A 16428-nucleotide genomic window follows, 5' to 3' on the forward strand; every position below is an offset into this window, starting at 1 on the left:
AGCAACGTCTGCCCGGCACACATTGCGAGGAAGAATTGACCCTGCGCCTGCTGGCGGTCCACGCCCACCCCGACGACGAGTCCAGCAAGGGCTCGGCGACCTACGCCTACTACCGCAGCCTCGGCGTCGAGGTCCTCGTCGTCAGCTGCACGGGTGGCGAGCAGGGGTCGATCCTCAACGAGCAGCTCGAGGCCCGCAGCCACGCCGAACGCGACATCGCCGGCCTCCGCGTGCACGAGATGGCGGCGGCGAAGGCGGCCATGCGCGTCGACCACCTGTGGCTCGGCTACGCCGACTCGGGGCTGCCCGCCGAGGGCGAGTCGGTCGCGGTCAACTCGTTCGCGACCATCCCGCTCGAGATCAGCGCCGAGCCGCTCGTCGCGATCATCCGACGCTTCAAGCCGCAGGTGCTGGTGACCTACGACGAGAACGGCGGGTACCCGCACCCCGACCACATCCGCACGCACGAGATCTCGATGGCGGCCTACCGCGACGCCGCCGACCCCGAGCGCTACCCGACCACCGGTGACGCCTGGCAGATCGAGAAGGTCTACTACGACCGCATGTTCAGCGCCGGCCGCATCGGCGCCATGATCACGCACCTGCGCGAGAGCGATCCCGAGTCGCCGCTGATCGAGTCGCTGACCGAGATGCTGACCCGCTTCAGCGACCGCCCCGACCTGGCGACGACCCGGGTGCCGGTGTCCGACTTCTTCCCCGTGCGCGACGCCGCCCTGAGGGCCCACGCCAGCCAGGTGCCGCTCGACAGTGCGTTCTTCTTCTGGCCGCACGAGCTGCAGGTGGCCGCCTGGCCCACCGAGGACTTCCAGCTGGTCGAGTCGACCGTCGGGTCCGAGCTGCCGGAGGACGACCTCTTCGCCGGGGTCACCGACCCCGACACCGGTCTCGTGGGCGTGCAGCGATGAGCGCCCTGACCGACTCGGTGCTGACCGTCACGACCCGTCTGCTGGCCCAGCCGCAGACCCCCGACCCCACCCTGCCGCCGTCGACCATCCCCGACGAGGCCGTCACGCCCGGCGTGTGGGGCTTCGTGGCCATCGCCTTCGTGGCGATCGCGACCGTGCTGATCGTGGTCGACATGAGCCGCCGGGTGCGCCGCACCCGCTACCGGGGCGAGGTGCGCGAGCGCATCCAGGCCGAGCGTGACGAGGCGGCCCTCGCCGCCGCGGCTCTCGACGACGAAGAACTGCCCGGCGACGCGGACCGTCGAGCCCGCTACGTCGACGGAGACCCCGGAACCCCCGGCGACCCCGGCGACGACACCGAGCGCAGGAGGCGCGAGGGCGACTCGTGACCGGGGTGACCGGCGCCGGGGTGGCGACCCGCGCCTCCCGGGGTCCCGCGACCGCGGCCTAGAAGGTCGGCGGGTCGAGGGCGACGAGCAGGATGCCCGTCCAGTGGCAGAGGTACGCCAGCACGGTCATGGTGTGGAACAGCTCGTGGAACCCGAAGTGCCCGGGCACGGGGTTCGGCTTCTTGATGCCGTAGAACACGGCGCCGGCGATGTACAGGGCACCGCCGACCAGCACGAGCACCATCATCGCGACGTTCGCCTGGAGCAGGTCGACGACGAAGCCGAGCGCCCCGACCCCCAGCAGCACGTACAGCGGCACGTACAGCCACCGCGGCGCGTTGAGGAAGAACACGCGGAAGAGGATGCCCAGCACGGCACCCGTCCAGACCAGCACGAGCAGGGTGACGCCCTTCGAGGGTGGCAGGGCGATCACCGCGATCGGCGTGTAGGTGCCGGCGATCAACAGGAAGATGTTGGCGTGGTCGAGCCTCTTGAGGAACCGCTTCGCGTTCGGGCTCCACGGGAACCGGTGGTACGTCGCCGAGATGCCGAACAGCAGCAGCGACGTGGTCATGAACACGGCGCAGGCCCAGGTCGCCGCGACGCCCTGGGCGAGGACGACGAGCACCACGCCCGTGGCGATCGCGACCGGGAACGTGGCCGCGTGGATCCAGCCGCGCCACGTCGGCTTGCGCTCGATCGAGGCGTAGGCGAGGGCGTCGTCGAGCAGCGGCAGGTTCGGGATCTCGGGCTCGTCGGCCCCGAGGGTCGTGCGATCGCCGTCGGTGGGGCTGCTCATGGGGCCGAGCCTAGGGGAGGGGCCGAGAGGGCTGGCTGAGAATCGACGGCTCGGTGTCGGGCCGACCGTGGGCTACCGTAGCCCTGTGAAAAAGCGCCGTCCCTCCCCCCTCGCCAGGGGAGTGCTGTACGGCCTCTACCAGAACCGCATCCGCCGCAGCCTCGACGGTCAGGAGCTGCCGCACCACGTCGCGATGATCGTCGACGGCAACCGGCGGTGGGCCAAGCAGCGCATGCTCGAGACGGCGGCGCACGGGCACCGGGCCGGTGCCGCGAAGATCAGCGAGTTCCTCACCTGGTGCGACGACCTCGGCATCAAGGTCGTGACCCTCTACCTGCTCTCGGCCGACAACCTGGGCAACCGTCAGTCCGACGAGCTGACCGAGCTCTTCGGCATCATCGGCAACGTCGCCGACGAGCTCTCGCACCAGCGGGACTGGCGCGTTCAGCACGTCGGCGCGACCGACGACCTGCCCCCGGCGTTGTGCTCGGCGCTGAGCGACGCCCAGGCGCGGACGGCCGACAAGGGCGGGTTGCACGTCAACCTCGCGGTCGGCTACGGCGGGCGCCGCGAGATCGCCGACGCCATGCGCAGCATCGTCCGGGCACACGACGCCGCCGGGGGCACCCTCGACGCACTCGCCGAGGTGCTCACCCCCGAACTCATCGCCGACCACCTCTACACCGGCGGTCAGCCCGACCCCGACCTGGTCATCCGCACGTCGGGCGAGCAGCGGCTGAGCGACTTCATGCTGTGGCAGAGCGCTCACAGCGAGTTCTACTTCGTCGAGGCGTTCTACCCCGACCTGCGCGAGGTCGACTTCCTCCGCGCGGTGCGCGACTTCGCGGTGCGACACCGCCGCTACGGCAGCTGACGTCGGCCGACGTCGGCTCGTGGGCGGTGTCGGCTCGGGGCCGGTGTCGGCTCGGAGCCGACGTCGGCTCGGGGCCGGTGTCCGTCGTGGTGACCGCGCTGGCGTCGGCGACTCAGGAGTCCGACCGCACCCGCGCCTCCTGACGGGGGTCGGGCGTGCCGTTCTCCGGAGTCGCCGACGACTCGGGACCAGGAGGCGCGGGTCGGCGCCCCGCGGACGGCACTACGGTGGGTGGAGTCACCGCCGCCTAGGAGAACACCGTGAAGACCATCGACGACCTCGCCTCGGGGTACTCCGACGAACCCGGATACTTCGACTTCGCCAAGTGGGGCCCGATCTCGACCGCCGTCGCCGAAGAACAGCGGTCGCTGGTCGAGGTCCAGGCGCGGGCACGGTTCGGTTCCGAGATCGCCCTGACCGAGCAGTCGGGCAGGGTCGGCCGGGCCATCTCGTCGCTCGTGGGGTTCGCTCCCGACCACGTCGTCTTCCAGCCCAACACGAGCGAGGGGCTCACGCACACGCTCTTCGGCCTGACCGGACAGGTGCTGATGTCGCCGCGCGACTACCCGAGCATGCCGGTCGCCGCGACCCGTTCGGCCGAGGCCCTGCGCGTCCTCGAGCCCGTGTGGATGGACCTCGACCACGACGTCGTCACGCCGGCCGTGGTGCAGCGGCACCTGACCGACGCGGTCACGGCCGTGGCCGTCAGCCTGGTCGACTACCGGACGGGTTACCTCGTCGACCTCGAGGGCATCCGCCAGGTCATCGGCGACCGACTGCTGATCGTCGACGCGATCCAGGGGTTCGGCGTGGTCGACGCGCCCTACGCCGTGGCCGACGTCGTCGCGTCGGGCGGCCAGAAGTGGGTCCGCGCCGGGTGGGGCACGGGCTTCCTGGCCCTGAGCGACCGGGCCCTGTCGGCCCTGACGCCCGTCTTCAGCGGCGTCGCGGGCAGCGACCTCGCCCTCGGTGGGTGGTACCACGACCGTCAGCCGACCCTGCCCGGAGCCGCCGCCTTCCAGGTGACCAACCCCGACCCCATCGCCCAGGCCCGGCTCGCCACGGCGCTCGAGGACATCGCCGAGGTGGGCGTCGCCGCCGTCTCCCGAGCCGTGGCCGAACGGGCGTCGCGCGTCATCGACCTCGCCGACGAGTTCGCCGTGCCGGTCGTCTCGCCCCGCGACGTGTCGGAACGCGCCGGCATCGTCGTGCTCGAACCCGCGCTCGACCAGATGACGACGCTGACGGCCGCCCTGATCAACCACGGGGTCACCGCGACCGTGCGTGACACCACCGTCCGGCTGAGCGTCCACGTCTCGACCGGCGACGAGTCGTTCGAGATGCTGCGCGGGGCGTTCACCTCGTTCGGGACGACCGTCTTCTACTGAGGCAGGGGCGGGGCGGCATCGGCCGCGCCGACCCTCGAGTAGTACCTGAGGGTCGTTCACCTGATCGTCACACGACACGGTCGCGTCGGTGATGCGGATGTCGGAGGGGCGTCGTAGGTTCGACACATCGGGCAAGGAGCCCGATCGAGCCGGCCACGAAAGTTCGCCTCGCAACTGCTCCGCGGCCGTCTCTGCCGAAGGTACCCGGGTGCCCCGTCGCCCGAGGACGGAGTGGTCGTGACCGCGTCGAAAATCACCTCAACCGAACGCAACACCGCATCAGCCACGGGGGGTGACCAGGCGGTCGCCCAACGCACCTACGTGCTCGACACCTCGGTGCTGCTGTCCGACCCCCAGGCGCTCTTCCGGTTCGCCGAGCACGACGTCGTGCTGCCCGTCGTGGTCGTCAGCGAGCTCGAGGGCAAACGTCACGACCCCGAGCTGGGCTACTTCGCCCGCCAGGCCCTGCGCCTGCTCGACGACCTGAGGGTGAAGCACGACCGACTCGACTTCCCCGTGGCCGTCGGCGACGGCGGGTCGCTGCGCGTCGAGCTGAACCACTCGAACATGTCCGTGCTGCCCTCGGGCCTGCAGCTGAACGACGCCGACTCGCGCATCCTGGCGGTCGCGTCCAACCTCGCAGCCGACGGGCTCGCCGTCACGGTGGTCTCGAAAGACCTGCCGTTGCGGGTCAAGGCGGCCTCGATCGGCCTGGCCGCCGAAGAGTACCGGGCCGAGCAGGTCGTCGACAGCGGGTACACGGGCCAGACCTCGATCGACGTCTCGAGCGAGCAGATGGCCTCGTTCTACGAGTCCGAGAGACTGTCCAGCCGGGCTCTCGGCGACGTGCCGGTGAACACCGGCGTGGTCGTGCACTCCGAGCGCGGGTCGGCACTCGCGCGCGTCGTCGCGCGGGGCGAGGCGCGCCTCGTCCGAGGTGACCGCGACGTGTTCGGGCTGCACGGCCGCTCGGCCGAGCAGAGGTTGGCCATCGACCTGCTGCTCGACCAGGAGGTCGGCATCGTGTCGCTCGGCGGCAGTGCCGGCACCGGCAAGTCGGCCCTGGCGCTCTGTGCCGGGCTCGAGGCCGTGCTCGAGAAGCAGCAGCACAAGAAGATCATGGTGTTCCGGCCGCTCTACGCCGTCGGCGGGCAAGACCTCGGGTTCCTGCCCGGTGACGCCGGCGAGAAGATGAACCCCTGGGCGCAGGCCGTGTTCGACACCCTGGGAGCGATCGTGTCGCAGAACGTCCTCGACGAGGTCGTCGAGCGGGGCATCCTCGAGGTGCTGCCGTTGACGCACATCCGTGGCCGATCGTTGCACGACGCGTTCGTCATCGTCGACGAGGCCCAGTCGCTCGAGCGCAACGTCCTCCTGACCGTGCTCAGCCGCATCGGGCAGAACTCGCGCGTGGTCCTGACCCACGACGTGGCCCAGCGCGACAACCTGCGCGTCGGTCGTCACGACGGGGTCGCCTCGGTCATCGAGACGCTGAAGGGTCACCCGCTCTTCGGTCACGTGACACTGACCCGCTCCGAGCGGTCGGCCATCGCGGCGCTCGTCACCGAGATGCTCGAGTCGAACGAACTGGCCTAGCCGAGTCCGCAGGAGGCACGGGTCGCCCAGCCCGCGCCTCCTGCGAGTGCGCCGGGGGCACTGGTCACCCGTTCCGCGCCTCCTGGAAGTCCGCAGGAGGCGCTGGTCGCCCGGCCCGCGCCTCCTGCGAGTGCGCAGGGGGCGCTGGTCACCCGTTCGGCGCCTCCTGAAAGTCCGCAGGAGGCGCTGGTCACGCGACCCGTGCCTCCTGCGTCCGCGTCGTGGCTGCCCGGCACCGGCATCTCCGACGGCGGTGGGTTCCGCGCGGCGGCGGCGTCGGCGGCGGCGGTGTCTGCTGAGGCCGTCACCCCCGTGCCTCGTGCCCCGTGCCCCGCGCCATCGATCTGGGGGCCCGCACCCCCGCCAGTCCACTGCCCGGGCTCGCGCGGTCGGCAACTCAGGAGATCGGCACGCTCGCGGCGCCCACCGCCCGGTGACGCCGTCTTTCTCCTGAGTCACCGACGTCGGGACGAGCTCGAGGCCGGGGTGCCGTCGGTTTCGGCTCGCCCTCGAAGCGAGGTTCCGGCGGCAGCGCGCACGAGATGCTCGCCGGCCGATCTGCCGACAGATCAGGTGATCGACGTCGTCCGCTGTCGCTGGCGCTCCCCAGGCGGGCGTTCTCCTGAACTGCCAGCAGGGTGCCGGTGCGGGTGCGGGGGTACTGCAGGTGCAGGTGCGGGTGCCGGTGTAGGTGCGGATGGGGGCGATGGCGGCGGGTGCGGTGCGTCGACCGTGGGTCCGGGGTCGGGGCTGCCGCCGCCGGGGGCGGCTGGCAGCCGTCACGACTCGTCCTCAGACCGCGGAGGTGCGCTGTTCTCCACGGGGCGTCGGCACGGGCCCCGGAGGAGGCGCGGGTCGGGTCATCGTGGCGGCATGCAGCAGATCGCGACCCACGTCCGACAGGCAGGCGGAGTTCTGCACAAACGCGACCTGGTGGCCCTCGGGGCCACCGACCGGATGCTCACCGCGGCCGTGCGGTCAGGGCACGTGAACCGCCCTCGGCGGGGGTGGTACACGACGTTCGCGCCGGGTGATGCCCGGCACGAGGCCGTGCGCATCGGCGGGAGGTTGACCGGCGCGGCACTGCTGGCACTGCTCGGGGCCTGGATGTGGACGGTGCCGCCCCTCACCGTCGTCGTGGCCCCGACGGCGTCTCGGTTGCGTCCGCGGCGCGGAGCGACCGTGCTCTGGCGGGCGGACGGGCTCGTGCCTCCGCGTCCGCTGCACGGGCCGGCCTCGCATCTCGACGAAGACGACGAGCACGCCGCGGAGGACGCGATGCGGTCGGCCTGGGCGGTGCCGCTCCGCACCGCCCTCGTCGACGCCGTTATGGCGGCGCCCCTCGACGAGGCCGTGGCGCTCTTGGACTGGGCCGTCGCGACGGGGCACTTCTCGGTGGCCGGTCTGCACGCCGCCTTCGCTGGAGCGCCCTCGGACGTCCGAGGCATCGTCGAGTGGGTGGACCCTCGATGCGAGAGCTTCATCGAGAGCGTGGTGCGCGTGACCTTCGTCCGCCTGGGGCATCACGTCGACACCCAGGTGCGGGTCGGCCCGAGAGACCGCCGTCGCATCGACCTCGTCGTCGACGGCGTCGCCGCAGTCGAACTCGACGGGCGCAGCTGGCACGGTGACACGTTCGACGCCGACCGGTTGAAAGATCTCGCGATCACGATCCGGGGCCGAACGGCCCTCCGGGCGAGCTACGAGATGGTGCGCGATCATCGGCCACTCCTCGTCGCCGCCGTCCGAGTCGTGCTCGACGAGGCGAGACGTCCCCGGAGGCGCGTGCTCGTGTTCCGCGGAGGGCACCGTCACCCCCGCGTCCGCCGTGCACGAGGACGACGTCCGTGGCACCTCGTCCGACCGAGCAGGTCGGCGCCTTCTCGTGCGGTCTCGACGACCGTCGGCGAGACGTCGTCGATGGAAGGGGTCCACGAGTCGGTCAAGCCACACTTCCGGACGCGTGAGGCTCCGTGAGCGTCACGAGCGAGCCGGTCGAGCCGGTCGAGCCGGTCGAGCCGGGCGAGCCCGGCGAGCCGTCGGGGACGGAAGGTGCGTCCGAGACGGGCGAGGCGAAATCCGTCGACACAGCGGTGCGAGCGGAACACGGGCCGCCCCCGATCGTCGGCCGCGTGACGGAGCACGACCAGGCTCGCGACGCCCTCGTCGTCCTCGGGCTGACGGCGTTGGCCGTCGTCGCGTCGACCGTGACCGCGGATGGCGTCGTCCCGCTCCACGTCGACGGCGACCTGATCGCGCATCCGACCGTGGCGACACTCGGGGGGTGCCTCGGCGTCGCCGCCGTGACGCCGGCGCTGGTCCGCATCGACGTCGCGCAGCGCCGTCTTCCGAACGTCCTGGTCGGTGTCGTCGCCGTCGCGTGGGTCGCGTCGATCGTCCTGTCGCTCGCCCAGGGCGACGTCGTCCCGGCCGTCAGGAGCCTCGGCTTCGTGGTCGTCACGGCCCTGGCGGGGGTCGCCGTGGCGCTCGCCGGGGGCATGGGCATGGGTGACGTCAAGCTGGGGGCCGTGCTGACCGGCCTGGTGTCGCCGTGGGGCGGCATCGCAGCCCTGGGTCTGTGGGGGCTCGCGGGGGCGTCGGGCGTGGCGTGGGCCCTCATCCGGACGGTGCGGTTCAGGTTGCGTCGCGCGCAGTCCCGTGTCGAGTCGACCTCGGTCGTCGCGGATGTGCCCTTCGGGCCGTGCTTGCTGGGAGCCTACTGGGCGGTGGTCGTCGGTCGTCCGGTGCTGGCGGCACTCGTCGACGGCTCGACACCGTCCTGAAGTCGACAAGGCGACGAGTCCTGAGATCGAGCAGGCGACGACGCGAGATGGGGCCGAGACAGCCGTGCGTCGGGGCTGCCGACGAAGAGGCGACGCCGCGAGGTGGGGTCGAGACAGCCGTTCGTCAGGGCTGGCGACGAAGAGGCGACGCCGCGAGGTGGGGCCGAGACAGCTGAGCGTCGGGGCTCACGACGAGGAGGCGCAGGGCTCGCGACGAGGAGGCGCGCGTCCGTCAGGAACGGACGCGCGCCTCCCCGAGGCCAACCGAAGCGAAGCCGCGGACGGGTCGCGCGCGGACGCTCGACCCGAGAGCGCCGGTGAGGCGGCCTCAGCCGGGGTGGGTCATGCTGAGGACGTCGAGCGCGGTGTCGAGCTGCTCGTCGGTCACCTCACCCCGCTCGACGAACCCGAGGTCGACGACGGCCTCGCGGACGGTCAGCTTCTGGGCCACGGCGTGCTTGGCGACCTTCGCGGCGGCTTCGTATCCGATGACCCGGTTCAGGGGTGTGACGATCGACGGGGAGGACTCGGCCAGGGCACGGGCGTGCTCGACGTTGGCCTCGAGCCCGTCGACGGTCTTGTCGGCCAGGGCGCGCGTGGCGTTGGAGAGCAGGCGGATCGACTCGAGCAGAGCCGTTCCCATCACGGGGATCGCGACGTTGAGCTCGAAGGCACCGGAGGCACCGGCCCAGGCGATCGTCGCGTCGTTGCCGATGACGCGGGCCGAGACCATCAGCACGGCCTCGGGGATGACCGGGTTGACCTTGCCCGGCATGATCGAGGACCCCGGCTGCAAGTCGGGGATGTGGAGCTCGCCGAGGCCGGTGTTGGGACCGGAGCCCATCCACCGGATGTCGTTGTTGATCTTCGTCAGGCTGACGGCGAGCACCCGCAGGGCGCCCGAGGCCTCGACGAGTCCGTCGCGTGCCCCCTGCGCCTCGAAGTGGTCGAGCGCCTCGGTCACCGGCAGGCCGCTGTCGTCGGCGAGGGCGGCGATCACCCTCTGGGGGAAACCGAGGGGCGTGTTGATGCCGGTGCCCGTGGCCGTTCCGCCCAGGGGGACCTCGGCGACCCGGGGCAGGGCGCTCTGCACCCGCTCGACGGCCAGTCGGATCTGGCGGGCGTAGCCACCGAACTCTTGACCGAGGGTGACCGGCGTCGCGTCCATCAGGTGCGTGCGGCCGGCCTTGACGACGTCCGACCAGGCGGACGCCTTGGCCTCGAGGGCGACGGCCAGGTGGTCGAGGGCGGGCACGAGGTCGTGCAGCAGGGCCCCGGTGACCGCGACGTGGACGGACGTCGGGAAGACGTCGTTCGAGGACTGCGAGGCGTTGACGTGGTCGTTCGGGTGGACCGCGACCCCGTCGACCGTGCCGGCCAGCGTGGCGAGCACCTCGTTCATGTTCATGTTGGACGACGTGCCGCTGCCGGTCTGGTAGACGTCGACCGGGAACTGGTCGTGGTGCCTGCCGCCGATGATCTGGTCGGCGGCCGAGACGATGGCGTCGGCGATCGGCTGCCCGATGATGCCCATCTCACCGTTGACGACGGCCGCCGCCCGCTTGATGCGAGCGAGCGCCACGATCTGGGCCGGCTCGAGCCCGGCCCCGCTGATCGGGAAGTTCTCGACGGCACGCTGCGTCTGGGCGCGGTAGAGGGCCGACACGGGCACGCGCACCTCGCCCATGGTGTCGTGCTCGATGCGGTAGTCGGTCTCGGATGTGGTCACGACGTCGTGGTCCTTTCCTCGGGCCCTGCCGGGCTGCTGCGCCCGTCGAGGGCGCGGGGCGTCGGAGCGTGCGCCCCGACTCGGTTCAGAGTCGGCCGACGACGACCGAACGGTCGACCCGCCCGTTGGCGAGGTCGTAGTTCGCGCCGACCACGGCCAACCTACCGTCCTCGACGGCGGACGAGATGAGGGCGGACCGGTCGACGAGCGTTCGCACCGAGGCCTCGATGTGCAACTGCCCCACGGCCCGCGGGTCGAGGTCGGCACCGTTCTCGAGATCGAGCTGAGCGCGTTCGACCGACGGCATGATCATGTCGATGAGGCCACCGAGGAACGCCGACCCGGGGGCGGCATCCGAGCCGATGGAGTCGATGGCCGTGGCGACGGCACCGCAGCTGTCGTGGCCTAGGACGACGATCAGCGGCACGTGCAGCACCGAGACGGCGTACTCGAGCGAGGCGATGACCGTGTCGCCGACCACCTGCCCGGCGTTGCGCACGACGAAGAGGTCGCCGAGACCGACGTCGAAGATGATCTCGGCCGCGAGGCGTGAGTCGGCGCAACCGAACAAGGCCGCGACGGGCTCTTGTCCGGCGGCGAGCGACGAGCGTCGATCGCTGTCTTGATGCGGATGACGGGGTGCCCCGTCGACGAAGCGGTGGTTGCCCTCGACCATGCGTTTCCAGGCGCCACCGGGTGCCGACCCGTCACCGGAGGCGGAGGCGGAGGCAGCGCCGGATGCAGAGGCAGAGCCGGGGCCTGAGGGGACGGTCGCGGCCGGGGTGTCGGCGGCCGAGTCGTGTCGGGTCACGTCACTCGCTTTCTTGACTGGCGATCTGCTGGGCCAGGGACGTGGCCAGCACGTCGAACTCGGCGTCGTCCGCCGTGCCGTAGAGCACGTACGAGCTGCGGCCGACGGTGGTGGTCAGGGCGTAGGCGTAGTTGCCCGGGTCGTCGGCGTCGCGCCGGTCGTAGACGTCCCACGTGAGGCCGGCGATCGCTCGGGTCGACGTGGCCGCCGCGTTCTGCACCTGCAGGCTGACCCAGGTCGGGTTGGCGTCGATGCCCTGCTCGAGCCCGATGAACTGCTGGTCGGGCGTGATGAGTCCGACGTACCAGGTCGGCACGTCGTCTCGCGTCGACGAGCGCACCTCGGCCGCGTTCGACGACCAGCCGTCGGGCAGGGGAGGCGCGGCGAGGGGGGCGTCGACGCTCGCCTGCGCCTGCGACGCCACCTGGACGTAGTCGATCTCTTGCCGGTTGACGGTGCCGTTCGGACGGACGACCACGAGCACGAGGAAGAGCACGATGCCGAGGGAGGCGACGATCGACAGGGTCAGGTTGATCGCGGTCTGGTTCGCGTAGTGCTTGCGGGTGTTCTCGGCCTTGCGGGCGGCGGTCTCGTCGGGCGTCTCGGGCCGGCCGAGTTCGGCCACGATGCGGGGCTCGCGGGGACGCCGTGCCCCGCGGGTGCCGCCGTCTGAGGGATCGGACGGGGTGGTCATTCGGCCGGCGCCTGACGACGTGCCGCCTCGAGCCGCTCGCGCGCGCCCATCAGCCACTCTTCGCAGCGGCGGGCGAGGGCCTCGCCGCGTTCCCACAGCGCGAGCGACCGCTCGAGGGTCGACGCCCCGTGTTCGAGTTCGGACACGACGGACACCAGCTCGTCGCGGGCCTGCTCGTAACTGAGCGAGGCGACGTCGGGCGGGGTGCTGGTCGGGGTGCTGTCCACGGGACGATCCTAACGACGGGCGCTGACAGAGGTCGCCGCAGGAGTCGCGGCCGGGGACGGATCGGACGGGGCGGAGCCTGGGGAGGAGGCGCCGGTGCTGACGGCGCCCACCGCGCCTCCGTCGGTGGTCACCAGGAGACGGGTCTCGGCCGGGGCCTCGTCGGGGGAGCGCAGCACACTGCCCGACGGGAGCTGGACGATCGCGTAACCGCGCCGCAGGGTGCCCTGCGGCGACAGCGCGCGCAGCTGGGCCGTGAGTTCGGAGACCCGCGTGTGCGCCCGCTCGACGGCTCGTCCGACGAGTTCTTCGCCGCGGGCCACGGCGCGGACGACCTCGTCGGCCCGGACGTCGACCAGGGTCTGCGGAGAGGCGAGCACGGGGCGGCTGCGGATCTGCTCGAGCCGGTCGATCTCGGTGGCGACCAGCGACGTCAGGCGGACGCCGAGGCGGGTGCGGGCCTGTTGCGCGCGCGAGAGTTCTTCGGTGACGTCGGGGACGACCCGCTTGGCGGCGTCGGTCGGCGTCGACGCGCGGAGGTCGGCGACGTCGTCGAGCAACGGCCGGTCGGCCTCGTGGCCGATGGCGCTGACCACCGGGGTGGTGCAGGCCGCGACGGCGCGGACCAGGCCTTCGTCGCTGAAGCCGAGGAGGTTCTGGAAGTCCCCGCCGCCCCGGGCGACGATGATCACGTCGACCTCGTCGTCGGCGTCGAGACGCTGGATCGCCGCCGTGACCTCGCCCACCATGCGGTCGCCCTGCACCGCGGCGTGGACCACCCGGAACGAGACCGACGGCCAGCGCAGCTGGGCGTTGCGCAGCACGTCCTTCTCGGCGTCGCTGTCCTTGCCGGTGACGAGGCCGATGCACCCGGGGAGGAACGGCAGGGCGCGTTTGCGGTCGGGCGAGAAGAGCCCCTCGGCCGTGAGCTGGCGACGGAGCCGCTCGAGTCGTTCGAGGAGGTCGCCGAGGCCCACGTGGCGCATGTCGAACACCTGCATCGTGAGGCTGCCGCCCTTGACCCAGTAGTTGGGCTTGACCGCGGCGATGACCCGGTCGCCCTGCTTGAGGTCGGCCGGGACGCGCGACTTGACGCTCGACCAGATGGAGAACGAGATCGTGGCGTCTTGCTCGAGGTCTCGCAGCTTGCCGTAGACGTTGCCCCCCGAGACGTTCCACTGCGTGATCTCGCCCTCGACCCAGGCGGTGCCGAGGCGGTCGATCCAGTCGCGCACCTTGCTGGCGAGCAGTCCGACCGGCCACGGGGCCTCGGCGGTGGGCGGTGGGGGAACGATCGTCATGGGGCTCCGTTCGTGGTGGTCGTCGGCGACAGGGTCCGCGGTGGGCAGAGGGCCCCGGTGGGCCGGGTGATCCACGGTCCGGGCGACCGCTCTCAGTACGCGACCAGTCCGGCGCACCTAGACTCGTCGGGTGAGCCACATCACCAACGGCGCCCTCGCCATCGACCTGCCGACACCGCGTGTTCCTGCGGTGCGGAACAGGCTAAAGGATACCCCCGTCACCGGACGCAAGCGGGTGCTGCTCGCAGCGCCCCGCGGTTACTGCGCAGGCGTCGACCGTGCCGTGATCGCCGTCGAGAAGGCGCTCGAGCACTACGGCGCGCCGGTCTACGTCCGCAAGCAGATCGTGCACAACGTCCACGTCGTGGCGACCCTCGAGAGCCAGGGCGCGATCTTCGTCGACGAGGTCGACGAGGTCCCGCAGGGCTCGCACATCGTCTTCAGCGCCCACGGCGTCTCGCCGGCGGTCGTGAAGGGCGCGGCCGACCGTGAGCTGCAGGCCATCGACGCGACCTGCCCGCTCGTCACCAAGGTGCACCGCGAGGCCGTGCGCTTCGGCAACCAGGGGCGGCACATCATCCTGATCGGCCACGCCGGTCACGAAGAGGTCGAGGGCACGATGGGCCACGCGGCCGATCGCACCACGCTCGTGCAGAACCCGGGCGAGGTCGACGACCTCGTCATCGACGACCCCGACAACCTCGTCTGGCTGTCGCAGACCACCCTCAGCGTCGACGAGACGATGGAGACCGTGCGTCGCCTCCGTGAACGGTTCCCGAGCATCCAGAACCCCCCGAGCGACGACATCTGCTACGCGACGCAGAACCGCCAGGTGGCCATCAAGAAGGTCGCCCAGGGCGCAGACCTCGTGATCGTCGTCGGGTCGGCGAACAGCTCGAACAGCGTCCGCCTCGTCGAGGTCGCCCTCGAGCACGGCGCCAAGGCCGCCTACCGGGTCGACTACACGAACGAGATCCGTCAAGAGTGGCTCGACGGCGTCGAGACGGTCGGGGTCACCTCGGGTGCCTCCGTGCCCGAGGTGCTCGTCGACGAGGTGCTGGCCGACCTGTCCGACGCCGGCTACGTCGACGTCGAAGAGGTCGTCACGGCCGAAGAAGACCTGATGTTCTCGCTGCCGAAAGAGCTCCGCAAGGACGCGACGGGCCAGGTCGACGCGCGCGGCCTCGGCGGTCGCACCCGATGACCGACGACCGCCCCCGTCCCCGCTACGGGGAGTACGCCCCCGAGGGCTGGGTCAACCCCGTCGCCACCGACGACGCCGCCCAGGAGGCGCGGGTCGCCGAACAGGACGCACGGCCCACGGTCACGGCCGACGCCCGCTCCGGTGACGGAGCCTCCACCGCGCCTCCCGCCCTCACCACCGGGCGCCGCGTCGACCGGGTGGCGACGTTCGCCCTGATCGGGCTCGGGGCCTTCGGAGCGATCCAGGCCGTCGCCCGGGCGCCTCGCTACGCCGAATCCCAGCTCGCCCAGTTCGCGCAATTCGACGCCGACCTGTCGGGCTTCTCGTCGTCGGGTGCCCTGCAGACCTTCGGCGTCGTGATGGCCGTGTTCGCCGTGGCGCTCTTCTCGTTCTCGACCTGGTGGACGCTCCGGCGCCTCCGGGCGGGTCGACTCGGATTCGTCGTGCCCCTCGTCGCCGGCGTCGTGTTCAGCCTCGTCCAGGGCTTCGGAGCGGCCGCCGTGTTGATGTCCGACCCGGCCTTCGCGGCGTCCATGCAGAAGATCACCGACAGCTTCTTCTCGTAGTCCGGCCCGGCACGGCGACCGTGCCACGGCACCACCACGAACGAGACCCCCGGGCGATCGCCCGGGGGTCTCGTCGTACCTGCAGGAGGCGCGGGTCAGCTGGCCGACTGACCGAACGACCCGAGCTGCTTGGTCGCCTCGACGACGCGGGCAGCCATGGCCGTCTCGGCGACCTTGCCCCAGGCGCGGGGGTCGTACTGCTTCTTGTTGCCGACTTCGCCGTCGACCTTGAGGAACCCGTCGTAGTTCTTGAGCACGGTGTCGGCGATGGACCGGCTGAAGGCGTACTGCGTGTCGGTGTCGAGGTTCATCTTCACCACGCCGTTCGAGACGGCCTCGGCGATCTCGGCGTCGGACGACCCCGAGCCGCCGTGGAACACGAGCTCGAGGGGCTTCTCGGCGGTGCCGAACTTCTCGCGGATGCCCTGCTGGATCTCGCCGAGCAGCTCGGGGCGCAGCTTGACGTTGCCGGGCTTGTAGACGCCGTGCACGTTGCCGAAGGTCAGGGCCGCGATGTAGCGACCGTGCTCGCCGAGGCCGAGTGCCTCGACGACGCGGGTGACGTCACCGACCGTGGTGTACAGCGCGTCGTTGGTGCCCTCGTGCTCGACGCCGTCTTCTTCGCCGCCGACGACGCCGATCTCGACCTCGAGGATGGCGTTGATCGCCTTGGTGCGCTTCAGCATGTCTTGGGCGATCGAGATGTTCTCGTCGAGGGGCACGGCCGAACCGTCCCACATGTGCGACTGGAACAGCGGGTTGCGGCCGGCCCGGACCTCTTCTTCGGAGGCCGCGATGAGGGGAAGGACGAAGCCGTCCAGGGCGTCTTTCGGGCAGTGGTCGGTGTGGAGGGCGACCGTGACGGGGTAGTTCTTGGCGACCTCGGTCGCGAACTTGGCGAACGCGATGGCGCCGGCTGCGCGGTTCTTGACCGTGTGGCCGGCGAAGTAGTCGGCGCCGCCGGTGGTCACCTGGATGATGCCGTCGCTACCCGCCTCGGTGAGGCCCTGCAGGACGGAGTTGATCGTCTGCGACGACGACACGTTGACGGCGGGGTAGGCGAAGCCCTTGGTCTTCGCCTTGTCGAGCATCTCTGCGTACTGCTCGGGGGTTGCGACGGGCATGGCATCTCCTTCGATCACG

17 protein-coding genes are annotated in these 16428 nt (G+C 71.2%); 9 read left to right on the top strand and 8 right to left on the bottom strand.

Annotated elements, in window-relative coordinates; all coding sequences use genetic code 11:
- Nucleotides 1-35: 35 nt before the first annotated feature.
- Nucleotides 36-926, top strand: a complete 891-nt coding sequence (gene mca, locus ASG05_RS13795) for a mycothiol conjugate amidase Mca (RefSeq protein ID WP_200936872.1) — start codon at nt 36-38, stop codon at nt 924-926.
- The gene (locus tag ASG05_RS13800; protein WP_157490252.1) at nt 923-1315 is read left to right on the top strand and encodes a hypothetical protein; all 393 of its coding nucleotides are present in this window, start codon (nt 923-925) and stop codon (nt 1313-1315) included. Before mca ends, ASG05_RS13800 begins: the two co-directional genes overlap by 4 nt.
- Nucleotides 1316-1373: 58 nt before the next feature.
- Here the strand turns inward: ASG05_RS13800 and ASG05_RS13805 are convergent, their stop codons facing one another.
- Nucleotides 1374-2114, bottom strand: coding sequence for a hemolysin III family protein (locus tag ASG05_RS13805; protein ID WP_082486816.1), 741 nt, complete (start codon nt 2112-2114; stop codon nt 1374-1376).
- A gap of 85 nt (nt 2115-2199) precedes the next feature.
- Between ASG05_RS13805 and ASG05_RS13810 the strand changes: the two genes are divergently transcribed.
- The 3 genes from ASG05_RS13810 to ASG05_RS13820 all read left to right on the top strand — a co-directional run bounded on the left by ASG05_RS13810 (nt 2200) and on the right by ASG05_RS13820 (nt 5972).
- Nucleotides 2200-2988, top strand: a complete 789-nt coding sequence (locus tag ASG05_RS13810; RefSeq protein ID WP_056262065.1) for an isoprenyl transferase — start codon at nt 2200-2202, stop codon at nt 2986-2988.
- Between the two features lie 260 nt (nt 2989-3248).
- Entirely contained in the window at nt 3249-4376 is a 1128-nt protein-coding gene (locus ASG05_RS13815; protein WP_056262069.1) for an aminotransferase class V-fold PLP-dependent enzyme, read from the top strand.
- A gap of 252 nt (nt 4377-4628) precedes the next feature.
- A complete protein-coding gene (locus ASG05_RS13820) occupies nt 4629-5972 on the top strand; it encodes a PhoH family protein (protein WP_056263007.1) in 1344 nt (447 codons plus the stop codon).
- Here ASG05_RS13820 and ASG05_RS16485 read toward each other — a convergent pair.
- On the bottom strand, nt 5969-6280 hold the full coding sequence (locus ASG05_RS16485; protein ID WP_157490253.1) for a hypothetical protein: 312 nt from the start codon (nt 6278-6280) through the stop codon (nt 5969-5971). The genes ASG05_RS13820 and ASG05_RS16485 overlap by 4 nt on opposite strands.
- 565 nt (nt 6281-6845) lie before the next feature.
- Between ASG05_RS16485 and ASG05_RS13825 the strand changes: the two genes are divergently transcribed.
- Both ASG05_RS13825 and ASG05_RS13830 read left to right on the top strand, forming a co-directional pair.
- Complete coding sequence (locus ASG05_RS13825) at nt 6846-7949, top strand: type IV toxin-antitoxin system AbiEi family antitoxin domain-containing protein (protein ID WP_056262072.1); 1104 nt, start codon at nt 6846-6848, stop codon at nt 7947-7949.
- A 155-nt stretch (nt 7950-8104) separates the two neighbouring features.
- Nucleotides 8105-8755, top strand: coding sequence for a prepilin peptidase (locus tag ASG05_RS13830; RefSeq protein WP_200936876.1), 651 nt, complete (start codon nt 8105-8107; stop codon nt 8753-8755).
- A gap of 328 nt (nt 8756-9083) precedes the next feature.
- Here ASG05_RS13830 and ASG05_RS13835 read toward each other — a convergent pair whose 3' ends face one another.
- The 5 genes from ASG05_RS13835 to xseA form a co-directional block, all read right to left on the bottom strand.
- A complete protein-coding gene (locus tag ASG05_RS13835) occupies nt 9084-10484 on the bottom strand; it encodes a class II fumarate hydratase (RefSeq protein ID WP_255354563.1) in 1401 nt (466 codons plus the stop codon).
- Nucleotides 10485-10569: 85 nt separating this feature from the next.
- Nucleotides 10570-11160, bottom strand: coding sequence for a carbonic anhydrase (locus ASG05_RS13840; RefSeq protein WP_056262079.1), 591 nt, complete (start codon nt 11158-11160; stop codon nt 10570-10572).
- 136 nt (nt 11161-11296) lie between these two features.
- Entirely contained in the window at nt 11297-11989 is a 693-nt protein-coding gene (locus ASG05_RS13845; protein ID WP_056262083.1) for a DUF4245 domain-containing protein, read from the bottom strand.
- Nucleotides 11986-12216 (bottom strand): exodeoxyribonuclease VII small subunit, encoded by a 231-nt coding sequence (locus ASG05_RS13850; protein ID WP_056262087.1) that lies wholly within the window; start codon nt 12214-12216, stop codon nt 11986-11988. The genes ASG05_RS13845 and ASG05_RS13850 overlap by 4 nt, the downstream gene beginning before the upstream one ends.
- 9 nt (nt 12217-12225) lie before the next feature.
- Nucleotides 12226-13515 carry an exodeoxyribonuclease VII large subunit gene (gene xseA, locus ASG05_RS13855; RefSeq protein ID WP_056262090.1) on the bottom strand — a complete coding sequence of 430 codons (1290 nt, stop codon included), beginning with the start codon at nt 13513-13515 and terminating at the stop codon, nt 12226-12228.
- Between the two features lie 139 nt (nt 13516-13654).
- On the opposite strand from xseA, the gene ASG05_RS13860 reads away from it, so the two are divergent.
- Both ASG05_RS13860 and ASG05_RS13865 read left to right on the top strand, forming a co-directional pair.
- Complete coding sequence (locus ASG05_RS13860) at nt 13655-14719, top strand: 4-hydroxy-3-methylbut-2-enyl diphosphate reductase (RefSeq protein ID WP_235491549.1); 1065 nt, start codon at nt 13655-13657, stop codon at nt 14717-14719.
- Nucleotides 14716-15285 carry a DUF6264 family protein gene (locus ASG05_RS13865; protein ID WP_056262093.1) on the top strand — a complete coding sequence of 190 codons (570 nt, stop codon included), beginning with the start codon at nt 14716-14718 and terminating at the stop codon, nt 15283-15285. The genes ASG05_RS13860 and ASG05_RS13865 overlap by 4 nt, the downstream gene beginning before the upstream one ends.
- Nucleotides 15286-15380: 95 nt before the next feature.
- On the opposite strand, the gene fbaA is transcribed toward ASG05_RS13865, so the two are convergent.
- Nucleotides 15381-16409: a class II fructose-bisphosphate aldolase gene (fbaA, locus tag ASG05_RS13870; protein ID WP_056262097.1), complete on the bottom strand. Its 1029-nt coding sequence runs from the start codon at nt 16407-16409 to the stop codon at nt 15381-15383.
- Nucleotides 16410-16428 lie beyond the last annotated feature (19 nt).

Origin of the sequence: Frigoribacterium sp. Leaf186 (genome assembly GCF_001423905.1) — a bacterium.
Taxonomy (GTDB): Bacteria; Actinomycetota; Actinomycetes; order Actinomycetales; family Microbacteriaceae; genus Frigoribacterium.